This is a genomic window from Pseudomonas mucoides (genome assembly GCF_015461845.1).
GTDB lineage: Bacteria > Pseudomonadota > Gammaproteobacteria > Pseudomonadales > Pseudomonadaceae > Aquipseudomonas > Aquipseudomonas mucoides.
In genome coordinates, this window is record NZ_JACOPW010000005.1 from 1 (window position 1) to 19205 (window position 19205).

Here is a 19205-nt window from a genome sequence, read left to right on the forward strand (position 1 = left end):
CGCCACTGCGGACCACCGAGTACAACTACGAAATCAACTACGGCTTCCACGTTACCAACTGGCTGACCGTGCGTCCTAACCTGCAATACATCACTCACCCGGGCGGTGTTGATGAAGTCGATAACGCACTGGTGGCCGGCCTGAAAATTCAGTCGGTGTTCTAACGCTGTTGCGATAAGCTCCTCTCTATGTGCGCATATTTGCGGACAGCCCAGGCTGTCCGCTTTTTTTTGGGGGGGGCGCGCCCCGGCAACAGATGATTTTCAGGACCGTGGCACATGCATGAGCATCCGCTACAACGCTTCTTCAAATCCTTGCGCGAACGTCCGGTGTTTGCGTGGGAGCGCTATCAGAAGCGCGACGTGTTGGTGATCGATCATCCGCTGTGTCAGGCGGTGTTCAGTCGCCAGGGCGCGCAGTTGCTGCATTTCCAGCCTGCGGGTCAAAAGCCCTGGCTCTGGTGCGCGGCGAAGTGGCCGCAGGTCGGTGCGATTCGTGGTGGCGTGCCTGTGTGCTGGCCTTGGTATGGCCGTCATCCAAGCGAAAACGCTTGGCCTTCCCATGGTTGGGCACGGCTGATCGACTGGAAGCTGCTCGACAGCAGCCACGATGACGATGGCGTGCGATTGCACTGGCAACTGCAGTTGTGTGACTGGCAGGTGGACCTGCACGCCCATTTGGGCGAACGCATGGATTTGCGCCTGAGCACCGAGCATCAAGACACCTTGCCGTGCCAATTGAGTCAGGCGTTGCACGCTTACTGGCGTATTGGTGACGTGGGTGAGGTAGCGCTGTCTGGGCTCGAGGGCGCGCAGGGGTATGATCACTTGAATCGCCAGGTTTGCCAGCAGGAGGGGGAGTTGCGGGTCGATGGCGGTTGCCAGCGCGTGTTCCAGCACGACGGCGAGTTGCAGCTCAAGGACCACGCTTGGCAACGTGAATTGTGCATCGATACCGGTGACCATTCGGACACGGTGGTCTGGCATCCCGGCTCGCGGCCATTGCTGGGGGTGAGCTGGAATGAGATTTCAGAATTCGTGTGTGTGGAAGCGGCGAGTGGCGGCGCCCATCGCCTGAGCCTGGCGCCAGGAGAGAGGGCGCATTTGAGTTTGCAGGCGCGGGTTGGCGTTTAGCTCAAGATTGCGGTGGTGCGGCTGGCCTCATCGCGAGCTTGCTCGCGATGAGGCCCTGTCAGGCTGCGGAGATGCCAGGTTAGTTGAACTCATCCCCAACCGGATACCGGCTCGCATTCAGGCTTTCTTTGATCTTGCGCAAATGCGGCTGGAAATCCACCCCGCGACGCAGCGTCATGCCGGTCGCCAGCACGTCCAGCACGGTCAGCTGGATGATGCGTGAAGTCATCGGCATGTAGATGTCGGTGTCTTCCGGCAGTGGAATATTCAGGCTCAGCGTACTGGCCTTGGCCAACGGCGAACCCTCGGCGGTCAGGCCCAGCACCGACGCACCGTTCTCACGGGCGATGCGCGCCACTTCCACCAGTTCGCGGGTGCGGCCGGTGTAGGAAATGATCACGAACAATTCGCCGGTGTGCGCCACCGACGCAATCATGCGTTGCATCAGTACGTCGGCGTGGGCGGTGACGGCCAGGTTGAAGCGGAAGAACTTGTGCTGCGCGTCCAGCGCCACCGGGGCCGAGGCGCCGAGGCCGAAGAAGTGGATCTGCCGGGCCTGGATCAACAGGTCGACGGCGCGGCTGATCAGGTTCGGGTCCAACGCCTGCAGGGCACTGTCCAGTGAGGCGATGGCGCTGCCGAAAATCTTCTTTGTATAGGCTTCAGGGTTGTCATCGGCCTCGACCGCGCGGCTGACATACGCCGCGCCACTGGCCAGGCTTTGGGCCAACTGAAGTTTGAGTTCCGGGTAGCCGCTGACGCCGAACGAGCGGCAGAAGCGGTTGACGGTCGGCTCGCTGACCTTGGAGGCCTGGGCGAGCGCAGCGATGCTGAACCGGGTGGCCTGCTCTGGGTTGAGCAGGATCACTTCGGCGACTTTACGTTCCGCCTTGTTCAGGTCTTCAAGGCGATTCTGGATCTGTTCCAGTAAATTTCGCACGCGGTCCATATGTGTTCCTTGGGTCAGCTGCGGAAATTAGAGTTCGGCTATGCCAAAAGGGCCTTGGATGCGGCCCCAAACGGTGGCCTATCCTACTGATGGCTCCGAGCGGCTACCACTCGGATTCTGTATTTTGCGAAAATGTTGTGGTTATTACTACATTTTCTCTTGAGCGATGCCTTAAAAAAAGGTATTTGTAGCTTAACTTGATAAAAGAACAAACATCATGCCTTCGATTACGGTTGAACCGTGCACCTTTGCCTTGTTCGGCGCCCTCGGCGACCTGGCTTTGCGCAAGCTGTTTCCTGCCCTCTATCAACTCGATGGCGCAGGCCTTCTGCACGAGGATACGCGCATTATCGCGCTGGCCCGCGAGCCCGGCACCGAGCAGCAGCACCTGGCATTCATCGGCGCCGAACTGCGTCGTTATGTGGGCGCCAAAGAGCTGGACGAAGCCGTGGTCGAGCGCTTTCTGGCGCGGCTGACCTACCTGCACGTGGACTTCCTCAAGGCTGACGATTACATCGCCCTGGCCGATATGGCCGGCAGCGCCCAGCGTGTGATTGCCTACTTTGCCACGCCGGCCGCTGTGTACGGCGGGATTTGCGAGAACCTGGCCAAAGTCGGCCTCGCGGAAAACACCCGCGTGGTGCTGGAAAAACCGATCGGCTCGGACCTGGAATCCTCGCGCAAGGTCAACGACGCGGTGGCGCAGTTTTTCCCGGAAAACCGCACCTATCGCATCGACCACTACCTGGGCAAAGAGACGGTTCAAAACCTCATTGCCCTGCGTTTCGCCAACAGCCTGTTCGAAACCCAGTGGAACCAGAACTACATCTCCCACGTGGAAATCACCGTGGCCGAGAAGGTCGGGATCGAAGGCCGCTGGGGTTACTTCGACAAGGCCGGGCAGCTGCGGGACATGATCCAGAATCACCTGCTGCAACTGCTCTGCCTGATCGCCATGGACCCACCGGCCGACCTGTCCGCCGACAGCATCCGCGACGAGAAAGTCAAAGTCCTCAAGGCACTTGCGCCGATCAGCCCGGAAGGCCTGACCACTCAGGTGGTGCGCGGTCAATACATCGCCGGCTACAGCGAAGGCAAGCCGGTGCCGGGTTACCTGGAAGAGCCCAATTCGAACACCCAGAGCGACACCGAAACCTTCGTCGCCTTGCGTGCCGATATCCGCAATTGGCGTTGGGCCGGCGTACCGTTTTACCTGCGCACCGGCAAGCGCATGCCGCAGAAGCTGTCGCAGATCGTCATTCACTTCAAGGAACCGTCGCACTACATCTTCGCCCCCGAGCAGCGCCTGCAAATCAGCAACAAGCTGATTATCCGCCTGCAACCGGACGAAGGCATTTCCTTGCGCGTGATGACCAAAGAACAAGGCCTGGACAAGGGCATGCAGCTGCGCAGCGGTCCGTTGCAGCTGAATTTTTCCGACACCTATCGCAGCGCGCGGATTCCCGATGCCTACGAGCGGTTGTTGCTGGAAGTGATGCGCGGCAATCAGAACCTGTTTGTCCGTAAAGATGAAATCGAAGCCGCGTGGAAGTGGTGTGACCAGTTGATCGCCGGGTGGAAAAAATCCGGTGATGCGCCCAAGCCTTACGCGGCCGGGTCCTGGGGACCGATGAGCTCCATTGCTCTGATCACGCGGGACGGGAGGTCGTGGTATGGCGATATCTGATTTGAAACTGCCTCAGGGCGTCAGCGCCCATGAGTTCAAGAGCCCGGTGCTGTTGGCACAAGCGCTGGCACTGTCGGTGGCCAAGCAACTGAGCGAAGCGATCGAGGCCCAGGGCACCGCCACGCTGGTGGTGTCTGGCGGTCGCAGTCCGGTGGCGTTTTTCCAGCACCTGGCCAAGCAGGCACTGGACTGGTCGAACGTGGTGGTCAGCCTGGCTGACGAGCGTTGGGTGCCGGTGGAACATGCCGACAGCAATGCCGGTCTGCTCAAGCGTTATCTGTTGCAAGGCCCGGCGGCCAAGGCTCAGTTCCTGAGTCTGTACAGCGCCAGCGCCAACCTGGAACAGGCGGCCGAGCAGGCCGACCGTTTGTTGTCCGAACTGCCGGTGATCGACGTGCTGGTGCTGGGCATGGGCGACGACGGCCACACCGCCTCGTTGTTCCCGAACAGCCCGAACCTGGCCGACGCCTTGAAAGTCGACGGCACACGCCGCTGCTACCCGATGCTGGCGCCGACCGTGCCGCATCAGCGCCTGACCATGAGCCGTGCGCTGCTGGCCTCGGCCAAACACAAAGTGCTATCGATTTCCGGTCAATCCAAGCTGACCACACTGAGTGCCGCATTGGCCGTCGACGATGTCGCCGCCATGCCGATTCGCGCGTTTTTGCAACCTACGTTAGAGATTTACTGGTGCCCATGAGCCAAGGAACAGCCGCTATGACAACCCCATCCCCGACCGTATCCATGGCGGACAAAGTTGCCCTGATCGACAGCCTCTGCGCCAAGGCGCGGATTCTGCCGGTGATCACCATCGCTCGCGAGCAGGACGTGCTGCCACTGGCCGACGCCCTGGCCGCCGGTGGCCTGACCGCCCTGGAAGTGACCCTGCGTTCGCAGTTCGGCCTCAAGGCCATCCAGATCCTGCGCGAACAGCGTCCGGAACTGATGACCGGTGCCGGCACCGTGCTCGATCGCCACATGCTCGCCGCCGCCGAAGCGGCCGGTTCGCAGTTCATCGTCACACCGGGCATCACCCGTGATTTGCTTGAAGCCAGCGTCAACAGCCCGATCCCGCTGTTGCCGGGGATCAGCAACGCCTCCGGCATCATGGAAGGCTATGGCCTGGGCTATCGCCGCTTCAAGCTGTTCCCGGCGGAAGTCAGCGGCGGCGTCGCGGCCATCAAGGCCCTCGGCGGTCCATTCGGCGAAGTGAAATTCTGCCCGACTGGTGGCGTCGGCCCGGCCAACATCAAGAGCTACATGGCGTTGAAAAACGTGATGTGCGTGGGCGGTAGCTGGATGCTTGATCCGGAGTGGATCAAGAACGGCGACTGGGCCCGCATTCAGGAATGCACCGCCGAGGCCTTGGCGCTGCTGGACTGATCCGCTTTACCTGACACTTCGTTGTGTGTTCTACGGCTTTACGGTGCGCTTGGTCGGTGCACCGTTTTTTTTTGCCCGCAAAAAACTGGCCATCGAAATTCCTTATAGCGGCCTTCGGCAGTTGCTACAGGTCTTCCTCGAGCGATACATAGTTACCGCATCTCACCACTCGCCCGACGTTAATCTGCACGCTTCTTATGAAAGAGAGAACGTCATGGACGACAACACCTCAGTTGCACCCGCATCACCGGTTTACCTGCTATCTCCTGAGCAGATCCCCGGCCCGTATTTCCGCAATCCAAAACTGATCCGGCGCAACATCAGCGAAGGCGCCGATGGTGTTCCCTTGGTGCTGCGCCTGCAAATCGTTGATGCCATGACCGGGCAACCTGTCACCGGCGCGCTGGTCGATATCTGGCATTGCAATGCGCGCGGGTTTTATTCGGGCTGGAGCAGGATTGATCCAGACAAGGAAGTGGACAACGGTGACATCGGCTCGGTCCCGCGCACCGACGACGACACCTACCTGCGAGGCGGGCAGTTCACCGACAGGCAAGGCGTCGTGCGGTTTACCACGGTCTATCCGGGGTTCTACGCCGGCCGTGCGCTGCACATTCACGTCGCCGTGCGCATCACCGCCGGCAACAATTACCTGGAAGAACGGCATGTCGCCTGGGTCGGTCAGTTGTACTTGCCCGAGGTGGCGTCGCGCTCGGTCCTCAACTCACGTGAGTACAGCGGTCGCAAGTCCTTGGCGCTGACCAACGATGAAGACGTTTACTACAAGCACCACAGCGGCGAAGCGTCGACCTTGAACGTGCACACCCTCAGCCGGGATTCGAATGAAGATGGCTTCTTCGGCGCCACGACCATAGGCATCGACACCTTCGCGGTGTCATCGCACATCAAGCCCGAGGATTTCGACAAGTACACCGTATGACCTCAGCGCAGTTCGCTCAGCGCCCGGGCCAGCAGTTGCATGTGTACGGCGGTGGTGGTCAGGCCCGGGGTGATGCGAATGCACGGACCACTCGCGGCACCGCTGCGCATGACGGTAAACAGGTTGTAGTCGTTGAGCAGTCGCTCGACCATCGGTTGTTGATCGGCTTGTCGGGTGAAACGCATCGACGTGATGCCGCAATACAAGCGAGGATCATCCGGCGTCATCACTTCGATCCCCGGGAGTTCGCGCACTTCGCGCACCCACAGATTGCGCAAGTAGTTGAGCCGGGCACTTTTGGCGGCGGACCCGCCCATGGCCTGATGTTCTTCGAACACCAGCGGCAAGGTCAGCAGCGCCGGAATATTGGGCGTGCTGTACGGCGTGCGTGCACGAATATCGGTGACCGGGAAATGCACCTCGCCCATGTCCGGGTCGATATCGGCCAGGCGCTCGGGCGCGATGTAGATGAAGCCCAGGGTCAGCGGCGCGCCGATCCATTTGTGCAGGTTGAAGCCGGCGAACGAGACACCGAGTTCATCGAGCTTGAAGTCAATCTGCCCCAGTGCGTGGGCGCCATCGAGGATCACATCGACGCCGTGTTCCTTGGCGGCGGCGGCAATCGCCTGCACCGGCATCACCAGGCCGGTGCGGTGGGTGACGTGAGTCAGGGCCATCAGTTTGAGTTTGGGATAACGCGCAAAAGCGTCGCGGTAGCTGGCCAGCAAACTGTCGAAACTGGCGGGGTGGGCGTGATTGATTTCGATCACCTCGACCCCGCGATTGCGCGCCAGCCAACGCATCGCGCCTTTGACGGTGTCGTATTCCAGATCGCTGAACAGCACTTGATCGCCCGGTTGCAGGCGGTTGTAGTTGCGGATCAACGATTGCATGCCGTCCGAAGCGTTGCGGGTCAGGGCGACGGCTTCGGCGGGCACGTCCACCAACTCGGCCAGTTGCGCGCGGATCTGCAGGATTTCACCCTGTTCGAAGCGCTGGCGGACATACACCGAGTTGCTGCGATTGATGAGCTCGATGTTGCGCTGGTATTCCTCGACCACCGTTCGCGACATGCGCCCGAAGTAACCGTTTTCCAGGTTGATCGGGCCGGGTTCGACGGCGTAGCGATCGGCAAAGGTCTTCCAGAAGGATTCATCACGGGCGCGGCGGGTGTTATCGGGCATGGGCTACTCGGTCAGGATCAATGGCGGGGCGCAGGTTTGCCGTGTTTGGCGCGCAGGGGTTCTAGCAGTTCCGACAAGCCGTTGTGGTCGATTTCCTGCATCAAGGCCAGCAAGCCACCGAGTTCTCCATGGGGAAATCCTTCCCGGGCAAACCAGTTCAGGTACTGGCCGGGCAGGTCGGCAATGATCCGGCCCTTGTATTTGCCGAAGGGCATTTCGCGAGTGATCAGCAGTTCGAGTTTTTCAGGGTTCATCAGTGGGTCGTCTTGATTCTATGCGTCTGGAAAATACAGGCATTCTGCATGCAGGCCAATTGACAGATCATGCAAAAAAAACGGATACAGATTTTGCTGTTTTATATAACTGATTGAAAAATAACGAATAAATAATCGGTCAGAAGCTGGCATGCAGGGTGCAACAGTCATTGCATCTTTCATCAACCCGCAAGGAATTGAAAAATGACCGACATGAATAAAGAAGCCATCTCTGTACTCAACGACCTGATTGAAACCAGCAAAGACGGTCAGGAAGGGTTCAAGACTTGCGCTGAAGACATCAAGCACCCAGAACTCAAAACGCTGTTCGTTCAGCGTTCTGCCGATTGCGCCACCGCCGCTGCTGAATTGCAATCAGCCGTGCGTTCGATGGGGGGTGATCCGGAAACTTCTACCAGTGTCAGCGGCGACTTGCACCGTCGTTGGGTCGACGTGAAGTCGATGTTCACCGGCAAAGACGAAGAAGCCGTTCTGAACGAAGCCGAACGCGGTGAAGACCACGCGCTGAAGGCTTACCGCGAAGCCATGGAGAAAATCAACAAACACAACCTGGTGGGTATTCGTGATCTGGTTGAACGTCAGTACCACGGCGTGCAACGCAATCATGACCAGGTGAAAGCCCTGCGTAACCAGGCTCGCGCACGCTCGTAAGCGTTCGTTGCCTGCCAAAAAACGCCAGCCAGTCTGGCGTTTTTTATGCCTGGTCGATTAGCCGATGCTGATCGCCGGCAATGTCGGCAACGTCACGGTCTGCTGCTTGCGCGGTGCCAGGATCTCGGCTTCGCCGTCGACCACCAACTCATCGTTCTGGTTGAACACGCGAGTGGCAATGCGTACACGAAACTTCGGTAGTTTCTCGAGGATTTCCAGGCGTACGGTCAGGGTGTCGCCGATTTTCACCGGTTTCTGAAAGCTCATCTGCTGGCCAATATAGATCGTCCCCGGCCCAGGCAGCTCGCACGCCACGGCGGCGCTGATCAGCGCGCCACTGAACATGCCATGGGCGATGCGCTCCTTGAACATGGTGCCTGCCGCGAATTCGGCGTCCAGGTGCACCGGGTTGTGATCGCCGGACATTGCAGCGAACAACTGAATGTCGCGCTCTTCGACCTTTTTGCTGTAGCTGGCGGTCTGGCCGACTTCGAGGGCTTCGTAAGGGGTGTTGGTAACCTGGGTCATCTGTCTCGATTCCTGTGACGAATAAATGAATCCACAAAAAAACTATTCCGACCGGGGTGGCCGGCGGTGGCTGAGGGCCTGGGCAATCCACTGCAACACGTCGTTGATCACTTCCTCGCGGTTGCTCTCATTGAACAGTTCATGCCGCGCCTGCGGGTAAATCGTCAGGTGCAGGTTCTGGCTGCCTGCCGCACGCAAGGCGTCAGCCAGATCTTTCAGACGTTTGCCTTCGCTCACCGGATCACATTCGCCGCCAATCACCAGCAGCGGCAGGCCCGGATCGATCTGGGCGAGATTGGACGCTTTGCTGATTTGCTGCAACCCACCGAGCAAATCGATCCACAGCTGGTTGGTGCAACGGAAGCCGCAGAGCGGGTCGTTGGCGTACCTATCCACTTCTGCCGGGTCGCGACTGAGCCAGTCGAAACGGGTGCGCGCCGGTTTGAATTGTTTGTTGAACGAACCGAAGGACAGCCATTCAATCAGCGCACTACGGCCCTTGGGCCCCTGGCGCAACTTCTCCAGGCGGGCGATCTGCCGCGCCGCGCGATAGAGCGCCACGGGCTGGAAGTTCGAGCCGCTAAGCACCGCGCCGTGCAGGCTGGCGCTGTGATGCAGCAGATAAGCCTGGGCGATGTAGCTGCCCATGCTGTGACCGAGCAACACAATGGGCACGCCAGGATGATGCTGGCCGATGTGTTGGTTGAGGCTGGCGAGGTCGCCGACGACTTTGCACCAGCCATCGTCATCGGCAAAATGGCCCAGTGTGCCGTTTTCGGCAGTTTTGCCATGTCCACGCAGATCCGGTGCATACACGCCGTAGCCTTGCTCGCAGAATTTTTCCGCCAGCCGGGCGTAGCGAGCGCTGTGTTCGGCCATGCCATGGGCCAGTAGGATCACGGCTTTTAACGGCGAGGCGGGCAGCCACTGGTTGACGAAGAGGCGGCTGTGGTCACTCGCGGTCAGCCAGAATGTGTCGTGGATCATGGCGATTCCTTTGCATGGGGCTGCATGTGGCATGGGCGTGGTTGCATTGTATAGCGCATCCCGCGCTTGCCGTCTGATCAGGCCGCGCCACGGCAGGAAGATTCACGCGGTCAATGACGGCGTTGGCTGTATTTGCCTGAATCGCCATAACTGCTAGTGTCCGTGGAGCCCCGCCTTTCGCTTCAGGTTTTTTAGAAGTGACAGAAAAGCGGCCCGGATAGGCTCAGGTAAAGAGGACAAGAACAATGCAACCTGATTTCTGGAATGACAAACGCCCGGCCGGCGTGCCCCTGGACATCGATCTTGGGGCCTATAAGTCGGTGATTGAGGTGTTCGAGCGTTCCTGCAAGAAATTTGCTGATCGCCCGGCCTTCAGCAACATGGGCGTGACCCTGACCTACGCCGAACTGGAACGCCAGAGCCTGGCCTTCGCCGCGTACCTGCAAGCCCACACCGACCTGGTGCCGGGGGATCGCATCGCGGTGCAGATGCCCAACGTCCTGCATTACCCGATTGCCGTGTTCGGTGCCTTGCGCGCCGGGCTGATCGTGGTCAACACCAACCCGTTGTACACCGCGCGGGAGATGCGTCATCAGTTCAAGGATTCCGGCGCGCGGGCGCTGGTGTACCTGAACATGTTCGGGCAGAAGGTCCAGGAAGTGCTGCCCGACACCGACATCCAGTACCTGATCGAAGCGCGAATGGGCGACCTGATGCCTGCCGCCAAGGGCTGGCTGGTCAATACCATGGTCAGCAAGGTCAAGAAAATGGTCCCGGCGTATTCGTTGCCGCAGGCCATTTCGTTCAAGAACGCGCTGCACATGGGACGTGGCCTGGGGATCAAGCCGCTGAAAGTCAGCCTCGGCGACATCGCCGTGCTGCAATACACCGGCGGCACCACCGGTTTGGCCAAGGGCGCAATGCTGAGCCACGGCAACCTGGTGGCGAACATGCAACAGGCGCGGGCATGCCTTGGGCAGTTCGGCGCTGACGGTCAACCGCTGCTGCGCGAAGGGCAGGAGGTGATGATCGCGCCGCTGCCGCTGTACCACATCTATGCTTTCACGGCGAATTGCATGTGCATGATGGTGACCGGCAACCACAACGTGCTGATCACCAATCCGCGCGACATTGGCGGCTTCATCAAGGAGCTGAAGAACTGGCGGTTCTCGGCGTTGCTGGGGCTCAACACGCTGTTCGTCGCCTTGATGGATCACCCGGACTTCAAGACCCTGGATTTCTCCAGCCTCAAGCTGACCAACTCCGGCGGCACGGCGCTGGTCAAGGCCACCGCCGAGCGTTGGGAGCAGATGACCGGTTGCCGCATCACCGAAGGTTACGGCCTGACCGAAACGTCGCCAGTGGCCTGTACCAACCCGTACGGCGATCAATCGCGGATCGGCACGGTCGGCCTGCCGGTGCCGGGCACCACGCTCAAAGTGATCAACGATGACGGCGTCGAGCAGCCATTGGGCGAGCGCGGCGAACTGTGCATCAAGGGCCCGCAGATCATGAAGGGCTACTGGCAGAAACCGGAAGCCACCGCCGAAGTGCTGGATGCCGAGGGCTGGTTCAAGTCCGGCGACATTGCGGTAATCGACCCGGACGGTTTTGTGCGCATCGTCGATCGCAAGAAAGACATGATCATCGTCTCGGGTTTCAACGTGTACCCGAACGAGATTGAAGACGTGGTGATGGCTCACCCGAGAGTCGCCAATTGTGCGGTCATCGGTGTGCCGGACGAGCGTTCCGGGGAGGCGGTGAAGTTGTTTGTAGTGGCCCGTGAAGCGGGGGTCAGCCTTGAAGAGCTGAAGGCGTACTGCAAGGAAAACTTCACGGCGTACAAAGTGCCCAAGCACATCGTGTTGCGTGAGTCGTTGCCGATGACGCCGGTCGGGAAGATTCTGCGGCGGGAGTTGCGCGATATCGCTTAATCATTGAATGGCCGCGCTTTGCGCGGATCGCGGGCGAGCCACGCTCCCACAAGATCATCGCTGATCCTTGTAGGAGCATGGCTTGCCCGCGATGCTTTTAGGGGCTGGAAAGCTCCTGTTTTCGGGGCTTCCAAGGCTTTATAGGTTTTTTGCTCTAAAATGACTGCCGGTTATTCTTGAGTCACAATTGTGACCATAGAGGCCGCTTTTGGCTCTGGTCGACCCTTGGCAAAGCTGCTACTCTCGGCGCGCTTTGTGACTTCTCGGCCTAGTAAAAAGCCAGACTCACCGATAAAACACACACCAATAATAATCGCATCAAATGCGGTGCTGAATTCGCGTTGCTGAGGAGTGGGCTTCCATGATCGAAGACTTTTGGAAGGATAAGTACCCAGCTGGGATCGCTGCCGAGATCAATCCAGACGAGTACCCGAATATTCAGGCAGTGTTGAAGCAATCCTGCCAACGCTTCGCCAACAAGCCGGCATTCAGCAACCTGGGCAAGACACTCACCTACGGTGAACTGTACGAATTGTCCGGTGCCTTTGCCGCTTACCTGCAACAGCATACCGACTTGCAGCCGGGCGATCGAATCGCCGTGCAGTTGCCCAACGTGTTGCAGTACCCGGTCGCCGTCTTCGGTGCCATCCGCGCCGGGCTGATCGTGGTCAACACCAACCCGCTGTACACCGCGCGGGAAATGGAACACCAGTTCAACGATTCCGGTGCCAAAGCCCTGGTCTGCCTGGCCAACATGGCGCATCTGGCGGAAACCGTCGTGCCGAAAACCGGCGTCAAGCACGTGATCGTCACCGAAGTGGCCGACTTGCTGCCGCCGCTCAAGCGCCTGTTGATCAACAGCGTCATCAAGTACGTGAAGAAGATGGTCCCGGCGTATCACTTGCCCAAGGCCATCAAATTCAACGACGTGCTGAGCAAGGGCCATGGCCAGCCAGTGGCTGAAGCCAACCCGGCCAGCAGCGATGTCGCGGTGCTGCAATACACCGGCGGCACCACCGGCGTGGCAAAAGGGGCGATGCTGACCCACCGCAACCTCGTGGCAAACATGCTGCAATGCAAGGCGCTGATGGGCTCCAACCTTAATGAAGGTTGCGAGATCCTGATCACGCCGTTGCCGCTTTATCACATCTATGCGTTCACCTTTCATTGCATGGCGATGATGCTGATCGGCAACCACAACATCCTGATCAGCAACCCGCGCGACTTGCCGGCGATGGTCAAGGAACTGTCGAAGTGGAAGTTCAGCGGTTTTGTCGGCCTCAACACGTTGTTCGTGGCGCTGTGCAATAACGAAGGTTTCCGCAAGCTGGACTTCTCGGCGCTGAAAGTCACCCTGTCCGGTGGCATGGCCCTGCAACTGGCTGCCGCCGAACGCTGGAAAGCGGTCACCGGCTGCGCCATCTGCGAAGGTTATGGCATGACCGAAACCAGTCCAGTGGCCACCGTCAACCCGATCCAGCACATCCAGATCGGCACCATCGGTATTCCGGTCCCTTCGACCCGCTGCAAAGTCATCGACGATGCTGGCGTGGAGCAACCGTTGGGTGAAATCGGCGAACTGTGCGTCAAAGGTCCGCAGGTGATGAAAGGCTACTGGCAGCGCCAGGAAGCCACCGATGAAATCCTCGACAGCGAAGGCTGGTTGAAGACCGGTGACATCGCGCTGATCCAGCCGGACGGCTACATGCGTATTGTCGATCGCAAGAAAGACATGATCCTGGTTTCCGGTTTCAACGTGTACCCGAACGAACTGGAAGACGTGCTCGCGACCCTGCCGGGCGTGCTGCAATGTGCGGCCATAGGTGTGCCGGATGAGAAGTCGGGCGAGGCGATCAAGATCTTCATCGTCGCCAAACCGGGCGTGACGCTGACCAAAGAGCAAGTGATGGAGCACATGCGTGCGAACGTCACCGGCTACAAGGTGCCGCGTGCCGTCGAGTTCCGCGACGCGCTGCCGACCACTAACGTCGGCAAGATTCTGCGCCGCGAGTTGCGCGACGAAGAACTGAAGAAAATCGCCGCGAAAAAGGTCGGCGCGTAACAACAAAAAGCCCCGCAGATGCGGGGCTTTTTTTGTCTGCCAAATCTTCTTTGACTGTCAGACCGCTATCGCGAGCAGGCTTTTGCTTTCAGAGGCGGAACGGTGCGAAATTGACGTTGGTACCCGCCGGGCGCATGTCCTGCAGGAACGAGTCCTTGTCGGCACTCAGCTCCAGGCTCAAGGCCGCCTTGCGCTTGCCTTCATTGCGCACCACCAGGCCTTCAAGCTTCTCGCGCAGGAACACGGTCGGCACTTTCAGGTGCAGCAGCTCGTCGGTGTCCGGCGTGTGCATCAGCAAGTGAACCCATTCGTACTGACCAATGGCCAGGCGCGCGACCGGGATATCGAACCACCAGATGTTGCGGTTGCGGTTCAATTCGGTGAAATGGCAGTTATTGACGCCAAGCACGGCACCGCCAAGTTCCTGGTTTCTGCGGGCAATGGCCTGCTTTTTATCGAGTTTCATAACATTCCTACGGGATTGGATCTTCAGCGCCATGGCCTGAATACGTTGCGCATTCTCGGGGGTTGGTCGGCAAACATAAAGCCCAACCTGCCAAGATCGACGAAATGTGCCGTACAAAATAAATGAAACTCCCTGCAAACGCCCCCGGTCAATCCTTGTGTAACGACTTTTCTCATTGATTTGTTCACAGGAGCAACACCATGAGCAGCACTGGCGATAAAGTAAAAGGCATGGCCAACGAAGCCGTCGGCAACGTCAAGCAAGGTGTCGGCAAGGCCACTGACAACACCCGCCTGCAAGCTGAAGGCAAAGTGCAGGAAAAGAAAGGCGAGGCTCAGCAAGCTATAGGCAAAGCCAAAGACGCCATCAAGAAAGGCGTCGACAAGGCTTGATTCGGCCTTTGACGATGATCACGAACGGCCATCCTCGGATGGCCGTTTTTGTGTCAGCCTGAACTTGAGCGCGGAAATTGTTTCAAAGTCGCCAAGTAGGCTACTTTGATGTAGCAAACGGCCCCTGAGTCGCCACGACTTCAACCCCAATCTTGCGGCGAAAGGAGACGCTAATGATTTTCCCGGACATGAAAGGCCTGCCCCTGCACCGTGTGATGGTGCGCACGGTCACCGAGTTCATCGACGATGAAATGTCGACCTATGCCTCGGCGCTGGCCTATCAGATGTTGTTCTCGCTGTTTCCCTTCATTTTGTTCCTGATTGCCCTGATCGGTTTTCTGCACCTGCCGGACTTTTTCTCCTGGCTGCGCCTGCAATCGGAACTGGTCTTGCCGCCCCAGGCGCTGGAACAGGTCAACCCGGTCATTGACCAGCTCCAGCAATCCAAGGGTGGATTGCTCTCGGTGGGTATCGTGATTGCGCTGTACACCGCTTCCGCCGGTGTGCGGCTGATGATGAGCGCGATGAACGCGGCCTACGATGTGGTCGAAGGCCGGCCGGCGTGGAAGCGCTTCCCGTTGTCGATCATTTACACCGTCGGCATCGCCGGCATGCTGCTGGTCGCCGCCGCGCTGATGGTGCTCGGTCCGCAGTTGATGGGCTGGATCGCCGCGCAGGTCGGCCTCGAAGACTTCATCGTGACCCTCTGGACCATCGTGCGCTGGCCGGTGGTGGTGATTCTGCTGATGGTCGCGGTGGCCGTGATTTATTACGTCATGCCCGACGTCAAACAGGAGTTTCGCTTTATCACGCCGGGATCGGTACTGGCGGTGGTGGTGTGGATCTGTGCCTCTGTGGGCTTCGGTCTGTACGTCAAGGAGTTCGCCAACTACAACGCCATGTATGGCAGTATCGGCGCGATCATCGTGCTGTTGCTGTACTTCTACATTTCCGCCGCGGTGCTGTTGCTCGGCGCGGAGATGAACGCGGTCATCGAGCACATGTCGAGCGAAGGCAAGGACCCCGGCGAGAAGGTTCCTGGCGAACACGGCCACGACCATCAAAAACACCACGTTTCGGGATTGGGGCGCGATCACTCGGTCCATCCCTCCACTGACGAAGTCACCAAATGATCCGTGAAATTCTGAAAATGGGCGATGAGCGCCTGCTGCGCGTTGCCCCGCCGGTACCGGCCGAGATGTTCGACAGCCCCGAGTTGTGGCAGTTGATCGACGACATGTTCCAGACCATGGAAAGCGTTGGCGGCGTCGGCCTGGCTGCGCCGCAGATCGGGGTCGACCTGCAACTGGTGATCTTCGGTTTCGAGCACAGTGAACGGTACCCGGACGCCGAGGCGGTGCCGCAAACCATCCTGATCAATCCACTGATCACACCGTTGAGCCCGACGCTGGAAGAGGGGTTTGAAGGGTGCCTGTCCGTGCCGGGCCTGCGCGGCGCCGTGGACCGTTATCAGCAGATTCGCTACGAAGGTGTCGACCCCAAGGGCCAACCCATCGTGCGCATCGCCTCAGGCTTCCATGCGCGGGTGGTGCAGCATGAATGCGATCACCTGATCGGCCGTTTGTACCCGTCGCGCATTACCGACTTCAGCAAGTTCGGGTTTACCGAAGTCATGTTCCCGGACCTTGATCCGAACGCTGACGACTAAGACCACCACATTGGATTTTCACAAGTCTTGAATGAGCGGTTTGCCTAGCTCCAGCCCCATCGCAATCATCGGCTTGCTGCGCGCATAACGACTCAACCGCTCCACCATGGCGTACGGCATCTGCGGATCGAAGGTAAAGCCGCGACGTTCATAAAAGCCACGCAGATCCGGATGGCAAAACAGCCACACCGGAAGGTCGAGGTCCTTGACCGCTGCCGTAATCAACTCGCCGGCAATCCCCTGTTCGCGACAGGTCGGGTCAACAAACAACCCCGTCAACCAATACCCGCCCGCCACCGGTCGCAAACACAGCGCCGCCACAATCTCATTGCGTCGTGCCACCCATAACCGAGCATCGCGCACGGCTTTCATCGGCGATTGGTGCGCGCGATAAAATTTGTTCATCAGGGGCCATAACGGCTCGTCGAGCAGGGTGTACTGGGTGTCGGGCATGGGTCTGGACTGTCGGTGTGCAAAGCGGGCGATTATAAAAGAACGTACGCGCAGGGATAGGTGTATACCTGATCTCACATCCCGTATGAGTGGAGTACGTATCATGGCCAAAGGCATGGATTCAAAGAAAGCAGCGAAGAAAAAGCCGGCGAAAACCGCCGATGAAAAGCGCGCGGACAAGAAGGCCAAGAAGGTGGATGTGTTCGGTCACTGATCCCGCGACAAGGGAGCCCGGCAATCGGGCTCCTGCTGCAGGTTTAACGAAATAACCGAATAATCTGCAAGATTTCCCAAGGCAACTGCACAGAAGGGGACTGGTCCCCGATCTGAACAACGCCATGCCCCAGTACTTCGATACCGCCCACCGAGAAGAAATCGACACCCTGCGTCAACGCCTGACGGCCCGCACCGAATGGCCGACCTGGCTGTTGTTGATCGGCGTGTACGGCGGCTGGTTCAGTATTGTTCTGGCCAGTGACCGATTGGGGCTCTGGTTGAGCACTGTAGGCTCGCGGCATGTCGTCGATGCAATCAGACAGTTCAACTCGACCTTGCAATTGAACTGACCACGGTAAAAATGAAAAAGGGTCCCGGTAGAGGGACCCTTTTTTATGCTCGCGGGTTAAAGCGATGCCAGAAACTTGTCGACTACTTGAGTGCCGCTTTTTTCGCTACTGCTGGTTTCTTTCTCGGCCTGCGCCAGTTTCATCTTGTCTTGCATGCGATCGGCAATCTCTTGCGCGATGGCCTGTTGTTTCTCCGGCGGCATGGCTTTCAAGTCTTCTTCGGTAATGCCCATGTCTTTCAGAATACTGTCGCGCAGCCGCTGTTCCGGCGTTTTGCTCATGTAGTCCTTGAAGTCGGTCATTGCCGAACTGTCGGTGGAGTTGCCTTGAATGTCGGCCGGCACTTTCGACGGATCGGCTGCTTGCAGCGCCACGCGGGTCTTGGCAAAGGCTTCATCGATGTTGTCGCTGATCTTGCTCGCCTCGTTCACTTGCTGCGTGGTTTGTTGGGTCGCGGACGCCTGGACCTGCGCCTGAACATTGGTTTGCAGCGCTTGCAGCATCGCGCCCTGCATGCCGCTTTGCAGCCCGGCGGCGGCTTCAGCACTCGGGTCTTCGCCGGGACGCTTGGGCAGAGGGACCATTTGTGTTTGTTTTGCACTGACCAACATGATGAATAGCCTGTAGGTAATTGCTGACCGGAGGGCAGGAGCAATTAGCGTGCCGTCGCTTGATACCCATATTTACGGGGCTTGAGGGGGTAATAGCGGTCAGGAGTTGCCGTCAGGCGGCAGCGTTCGACCGCGCCGTCACGGCAAGCCGTTACAGCCGTGTTTCAGGAAACCCTGGCGTTGTGCCAGGCGTTGGAAATATTCGTCGATGGCGGGGAAGTCCGGCCGCTCCATCGGGGTCATCAGCCAGCGGTTGACCGACAGCCCGATGACAATGTCGGCCAGGGTAAAACGAGGCCCGGCGACATAGGCTTTGGTGGTCGCGAGTTGGTGTTCGAGGAGGGCCATTTTCTGGTTCCAGCCTCGCACGCCGACGGCAATCCGGTGCGGGTCCTGAAACTCCGGGTCCTTGCGCACCAACGCGGTAAACGCGTAGCTCCAGGAAGGGTTGAGCTCAGTGGCTTGCCAATCCATCCACTGCTCCACCCGCGCACGCGCCGCCGGGTCATGCGGCAGCAGATCGGTATTTTGGTGTTTGCCGGCCAGGTAGCGGCAGATGGTATTCGACTCCCACAACACGCCTGCCTCATCGATGATCACCGGCACCTGTGCATTGGGGTTCAGGCGCAGAAACTCCGGCGTGTGGGTCGACGCATAACCGCTGCCCCAGTCCTCACGCTCGTAGGTAGCGCCCAGTTCCTCACAGGTCCACAGGACTTTTCTGACGTTGATCGACGACGCCTTACCGAGAATCTTCAGTGCATGTTCCATTGAGCTACTCCGTTTTCAAACCGGATCCGGCAGCGCCGACGTTGGCAAACCAAACGTGCGATCAAATAACCAGTTGAACGCAAAGGTGTAGCACGGGATGAAAATAATCAATGCCAAGTCCAGCAGGAACGCTTGCACCAGACTGATGTTCATCCACCAGGCAATCAACGGGATGAGAAACACTATCAAGGTTAGTTGAAAACCCACGGCATGGACGATGCGCCGTTTAACGGTGCGGGTGCGTGATAACTGGCGACTTTCCCAACGCTCGAACAGCGAGGTGTAGATGAAATTCCAGGTCACGGCGAGGGTGGTGGTGATCACCGCCAAGGGGCCGGTGCTGCCTGGGGAAGTGCCGGACAACAGCGCCAGGCCGAGTGCCGAAAACGTCATGCCGATGACTTCATACAACGATACATAGACCAGTTTGCGTTTAACGCCTTGCATGGGGATTTGCCTCTTTCTTGCGAACTTGAAACCAGCAGCACTGGCGAAGGCGGCGAAAGATAGCTTCAATAGTCGTGACAGAAAAAGTCAGTAGCTTTCAGTTTTATTGATAGGACG

General features: G+C 58.8%; 22 protein-coding genes and 1 pseudogene. 13 read left to right on the forward strand and 10 right to left on the reverse strand.

Annotated features, from left to right (window positions below; translation table 11 throughout):
- Together H8F22_RS20995 and H8F22_RS21000 are read left to right on the forward strand one after the other, a co-directional pair.
- Nucleotides 1-164: carbohydrate porin (locus tag H8F22_RS20995; protein WP_194940381.1), on the forward strand; the 164-nt coding region annotated here is incomplete at its 5' end.
- A gap of 114 nt (nt 165-278) precedes the next feature.
- Nucleotides 279-1133 carry a D-hexose-6-phosphate mutarotase gene (locus H8F22_RS21000; protein WP_027923856.1) on the forward strand — a complete coding sequence of 285 codons (855 nt, stop codon included), beginning with the start codon at nt 279-281 and terminating at the stop codon, nt 1131-1133.
- Nucleotides 1134-1212: 79 nt separating this feature from the next.
- On the opposite strand, the gene H8F22_RS21005 is transcribed toward H8F22_RS21000, so the two are convergent.
- Nucleotides 1213-2073 (reverse strand): MurR/RpiR family transcriptional regulator, encoded by an 861-nt coding sequence (locus H8F22_RS21005; RefSeq protein ID WP_172825977.1) that lies wholly within the window; start codon nt 2071-2073, stop codon nt 1213-1215.
- A 226-nt stretch (nt 2074-2299) separates the two neighbouring features.
- Between H8F22_RS21005 and zwf the strand changes: the two genes are divergently transcribed.
- The 4 genes from zwf (at nt 2300) to H8F22_RS21025 (ending at nt 6092) form a co-directional block, all read left to right on the forward strand.
- On the forward strand, nt 2300-3769 hold the full coding sequence (gene zwf, locus H8F22_RS21010; RefSeq protein ID WP_194940638.1) for a glucose-6-phosphate dehydrogenase: 1470 nt from the start codon (nt 2300-2302) through the stop codon (nt 3767-3769).
- The gene (gene pgl / locus H8F22_RS21015; protein WP_027923858.1) at nt 3756-4469 is read left to right on the forward strand and encodes a 6-phosphogluconolactonase; all 714 of its coding nucleotides are present in this window, start codon (nt 3756-3758) and stop codon (nt 4467-4469) included. Before zwf ends, pgl begins: the two co-directional genes overlap by 14 nt.
- A 17-nt stretch (nt 4470-4486) precedes the next feature.
- Entirely contained in the window at nt 4487-5152 is a 666-nt protein-coding gene (locus H8F22_RS21020) for a bifunctional 4-hydroxy-2-oxoglutarate aldolase/2-dehydro-3-deoxy-phosphogluconate aldolase (protein WP_007949453.1), read from the forward strand.
- 214 nt (nt 5153-5366) lie between these two features.
- Complete coding sequence (locus tag H8F22_RS21025) at nt 5367-6092, forward strand: intradiol ring-cleavage dioxygenase (protein ID WP_027923859.1); 726 nt, start codon at nt 5367-5369, stop codon at nt 6090-6092.
- Nucleotides 6093-6094: 2 nt separating this feature from the next.
- Here the strand turns inward: H8F22_RS21025 and H8F22_RS21030 are convergent, their stop codons facing one another.
- Nucleotides 6095-7276, reverse strand: coding sequence for an aminotransferase class V-fold PLP-dependent enzyme (locus H8F22_RS21030; RefSeq protein WP_027923860.1), 1182 nt, complete (start codon nt 7274-7276; stop codon nt 6095-6097).
- Nucleotides 7277-7293: 17 nt separating this feature from the next.
- On the reverse strand, nt 7294-7530 hold the full coding sequence (locus tag H8F22_RS21035) for a DUF3820 family protein (RefSeq protein ID WP_007949456.1): 237 nt from the start codon (nt 7528-7530) through the stop codon (nt 7294-7296).
- 204 nt (nt 7531-7734) lie between these two features.
- Between H8F22_RS21035 and H8F22_RS21040 the strand changes: the two genes are divergently transcribed.
- On the forward strand, nt 7735-8202 hold the full coding sequence (locus tag H8F22_RS21040) for a ferritin-like domain-containing protein (RefSeq protein ID WP_027923861.1): 468 nt from the start codon (nt 7735-7737) through the stop codon (nt 8200-8202).
- A 57-nt stretch (nt 8203-8259) separates the two neighbouring features.
- On the opposite strand, the gene H8F22_RS21045 is transcribed toward H8F22_RS21040, so the two are convergent.
- Nucleotides 8260-8730, reverse strand: a complete 471-nt coding sequence (locus H8F22_RS21045; RefSeq protein WP_027923862.1) for a MaoC family dehydratase — start codon at nt 8728-8730, stop codon at nt 8260-8262.
- Between the two features lie 42 nt (nt 8731-8772).
- Nucleotides 8773-9717, reverse strand: coding sequence for an alpha/beta hydrolase (locus H8F22_RS21050; protein ID WP_027923863.1), 945 nt, complete (start codon nt 9715-9717; stop codon nt 8773-8775).
- A gap of 245 nt (nt 9718-9962) precedes the next feature.
- Here H8F22_RS21050 and fadD2 point away from each other — a divergent pair, with 245 nt between their 5' ends.
- Both fadD2 and fadD1 read left to right on the forward strand, forming a co-directional pair.
- Nucleotides 9963-11651, forward strand: a complete 1689-nt coding sequence (gene fadD2, locus H8F22_RS21055; protein WP_059182271.1) for a long-chain-fatty-acid--CoA ligase FadD2 — start codon at nt 9963-9965, stop codon at nt 11649-11651.
- Between the two features lie 361 nt (nt 11652-12012).
- Nucleotides 12013-13713, forward strand: a complete 1701-nt coding sequence (gene fadD1 / locus H8F22_RS21060) for a long-chain-fatty-acid--CoA ligase FadD1 (RefSeq protein ID WP_059182272.1) — start codon at nt 12013-12015, stop codon at nt 13711-13713.
- Nucleotides 13714-13801: 88 nt separating this feature from the next.
- Here the strand turns inward: fadD1 and H8F22_RS21065 are convergent, their stop codons facing one another.
- The gene (locus tag H8F22_RS21065; protein WP_027923866.1) at nt 13802-14179 is read right to left on the reverse strand and encodes a hypothetical protein; all 378 of its coding nucleotides are present in this window, start codon (nt 14177-14179) and stop codon (nt 13802-13804) included.
- Nucleotides 14180-14379: 200 nt separating this feature from the next.
- On the opposite strand from H8F22_RS21065, the gene H8F22_RS21070 reads away from it, so the two are divergent.
- The 3 genes from H8F22_RS21070 (at nt 14380) to def (ending at nt 16240) form a co-directional block, all read left to right on the forward strand.
- Nucleotides 14380-14571 (forward strand): CsbD family protein, encoded by a 192-nt coding sequence (locus tag H8F22_RS21070; RefSeq protein WP_027923867.1) that lies wholly within the window; start codon nt 14380-14382, stop codon nt 14569-14571.
- Nucleotides 14572-14744: 173 nt separating this feature from the next.
- Nucleotides 14745-15704: a YihY/virulence factor BrkB family protein gene (locus tag H8F22_RS21075; RefSeq protein WP_027923868.1), complete on the forward strand. Its 960-nt coding sequence runs from the start codon at nt 14745-14747 to the stop codon at nt 15702-15704.
- The gene (gene def / locus H8F22_RS21080) at nt 15701-16240 is read left to right on the forward strand and encodes a peptide deformylase (RefSeq protein ID WP_027923869.1); all 540 of its coding nucleotides are present in this window, start codon (nt 15701-15703) and stop codon (nt 16238-16240) included. The genes H8F22_RS21075 and def overlap by 4 nt, the downstream gene beginning before the upstream one ends.
- 18 nt (nt 16241-16258) lie before the next feature.
- Here def and H8F22_RS21085 read toward each other — a convergent pair whose 3' ends face one another.
- The gene (locus H8F22_RS21085; protein ID WP_059182273.1) at nt 16259-16693 is read right to left on the reverse strand and encodes a GNAT family N-acetyltransferase; all 435 of its coding nucleotides are present in this window, start codon (nt 16691-16693) and stop codon (nt 16259-16261) included.
- 338 nt (nt 16694-17031) lie between these two features.
- Here H8F22_RS21085 and H8F22_RS21090 point away from each other — a divergent pair.
- Nucleotides 17032-17199, forward strand: a pseudogene (locus tag H8F22_RS21090) (fatty acid desaturase); the annotation flags it as partial.
- A gap of 116 nt (nt 17200-17315) precedes the next feature.
- Here the strand turns inward: H8F22_RS21090 and H8F22_RS21095 are convergent.
- The 3 genes from H8F22_RS21095 to H8F22_RS21105 all read right to left on the reverse strand — a co-directional run bounded on the left by H8F22_RS21095 (nt 17316) and on the right by H8F22_RS21105 (nt 19088).
- The gene (locus tag H8F22_RS21095) at nt 17316-17870 is read right to left on the reverse strand and encodes a hypothetical protein (protein WP_027923872.1); all 555 of its coding nucleotides are present in this window, start codon (nt 17868-17870) and stop codon (nt 17316-17318) included.
- A gap of 138 nt (nt 17871-18008) precedes the next feature.
- Nucleotides 18009-18641 carry a glutathione S-transferase family protein gene (locus tag H8F22_RS21100; protein WP_027923873.1) on the reverse strand — a complete coding sequence of 211 codons (633 nt, stop codon included), beginning with the start codon at nt 18639-18641 and terminating at the stop codon, nt 18009-18011.
- Between the two features lie 15 nt (nt 18642-18656).
- Nucleotides 18657-19088, reverse strand: a complete 432-nt coding sequence (locus H8F22_RS21105) for a PACE efflux transporter (RefSeq protein ID WP_194940639.1) — start codon at nt 19086-19088, stop codon at nt 18657-18659.
- Nucleotides 19089-19205: the final 117 nt, after the last annotated feature.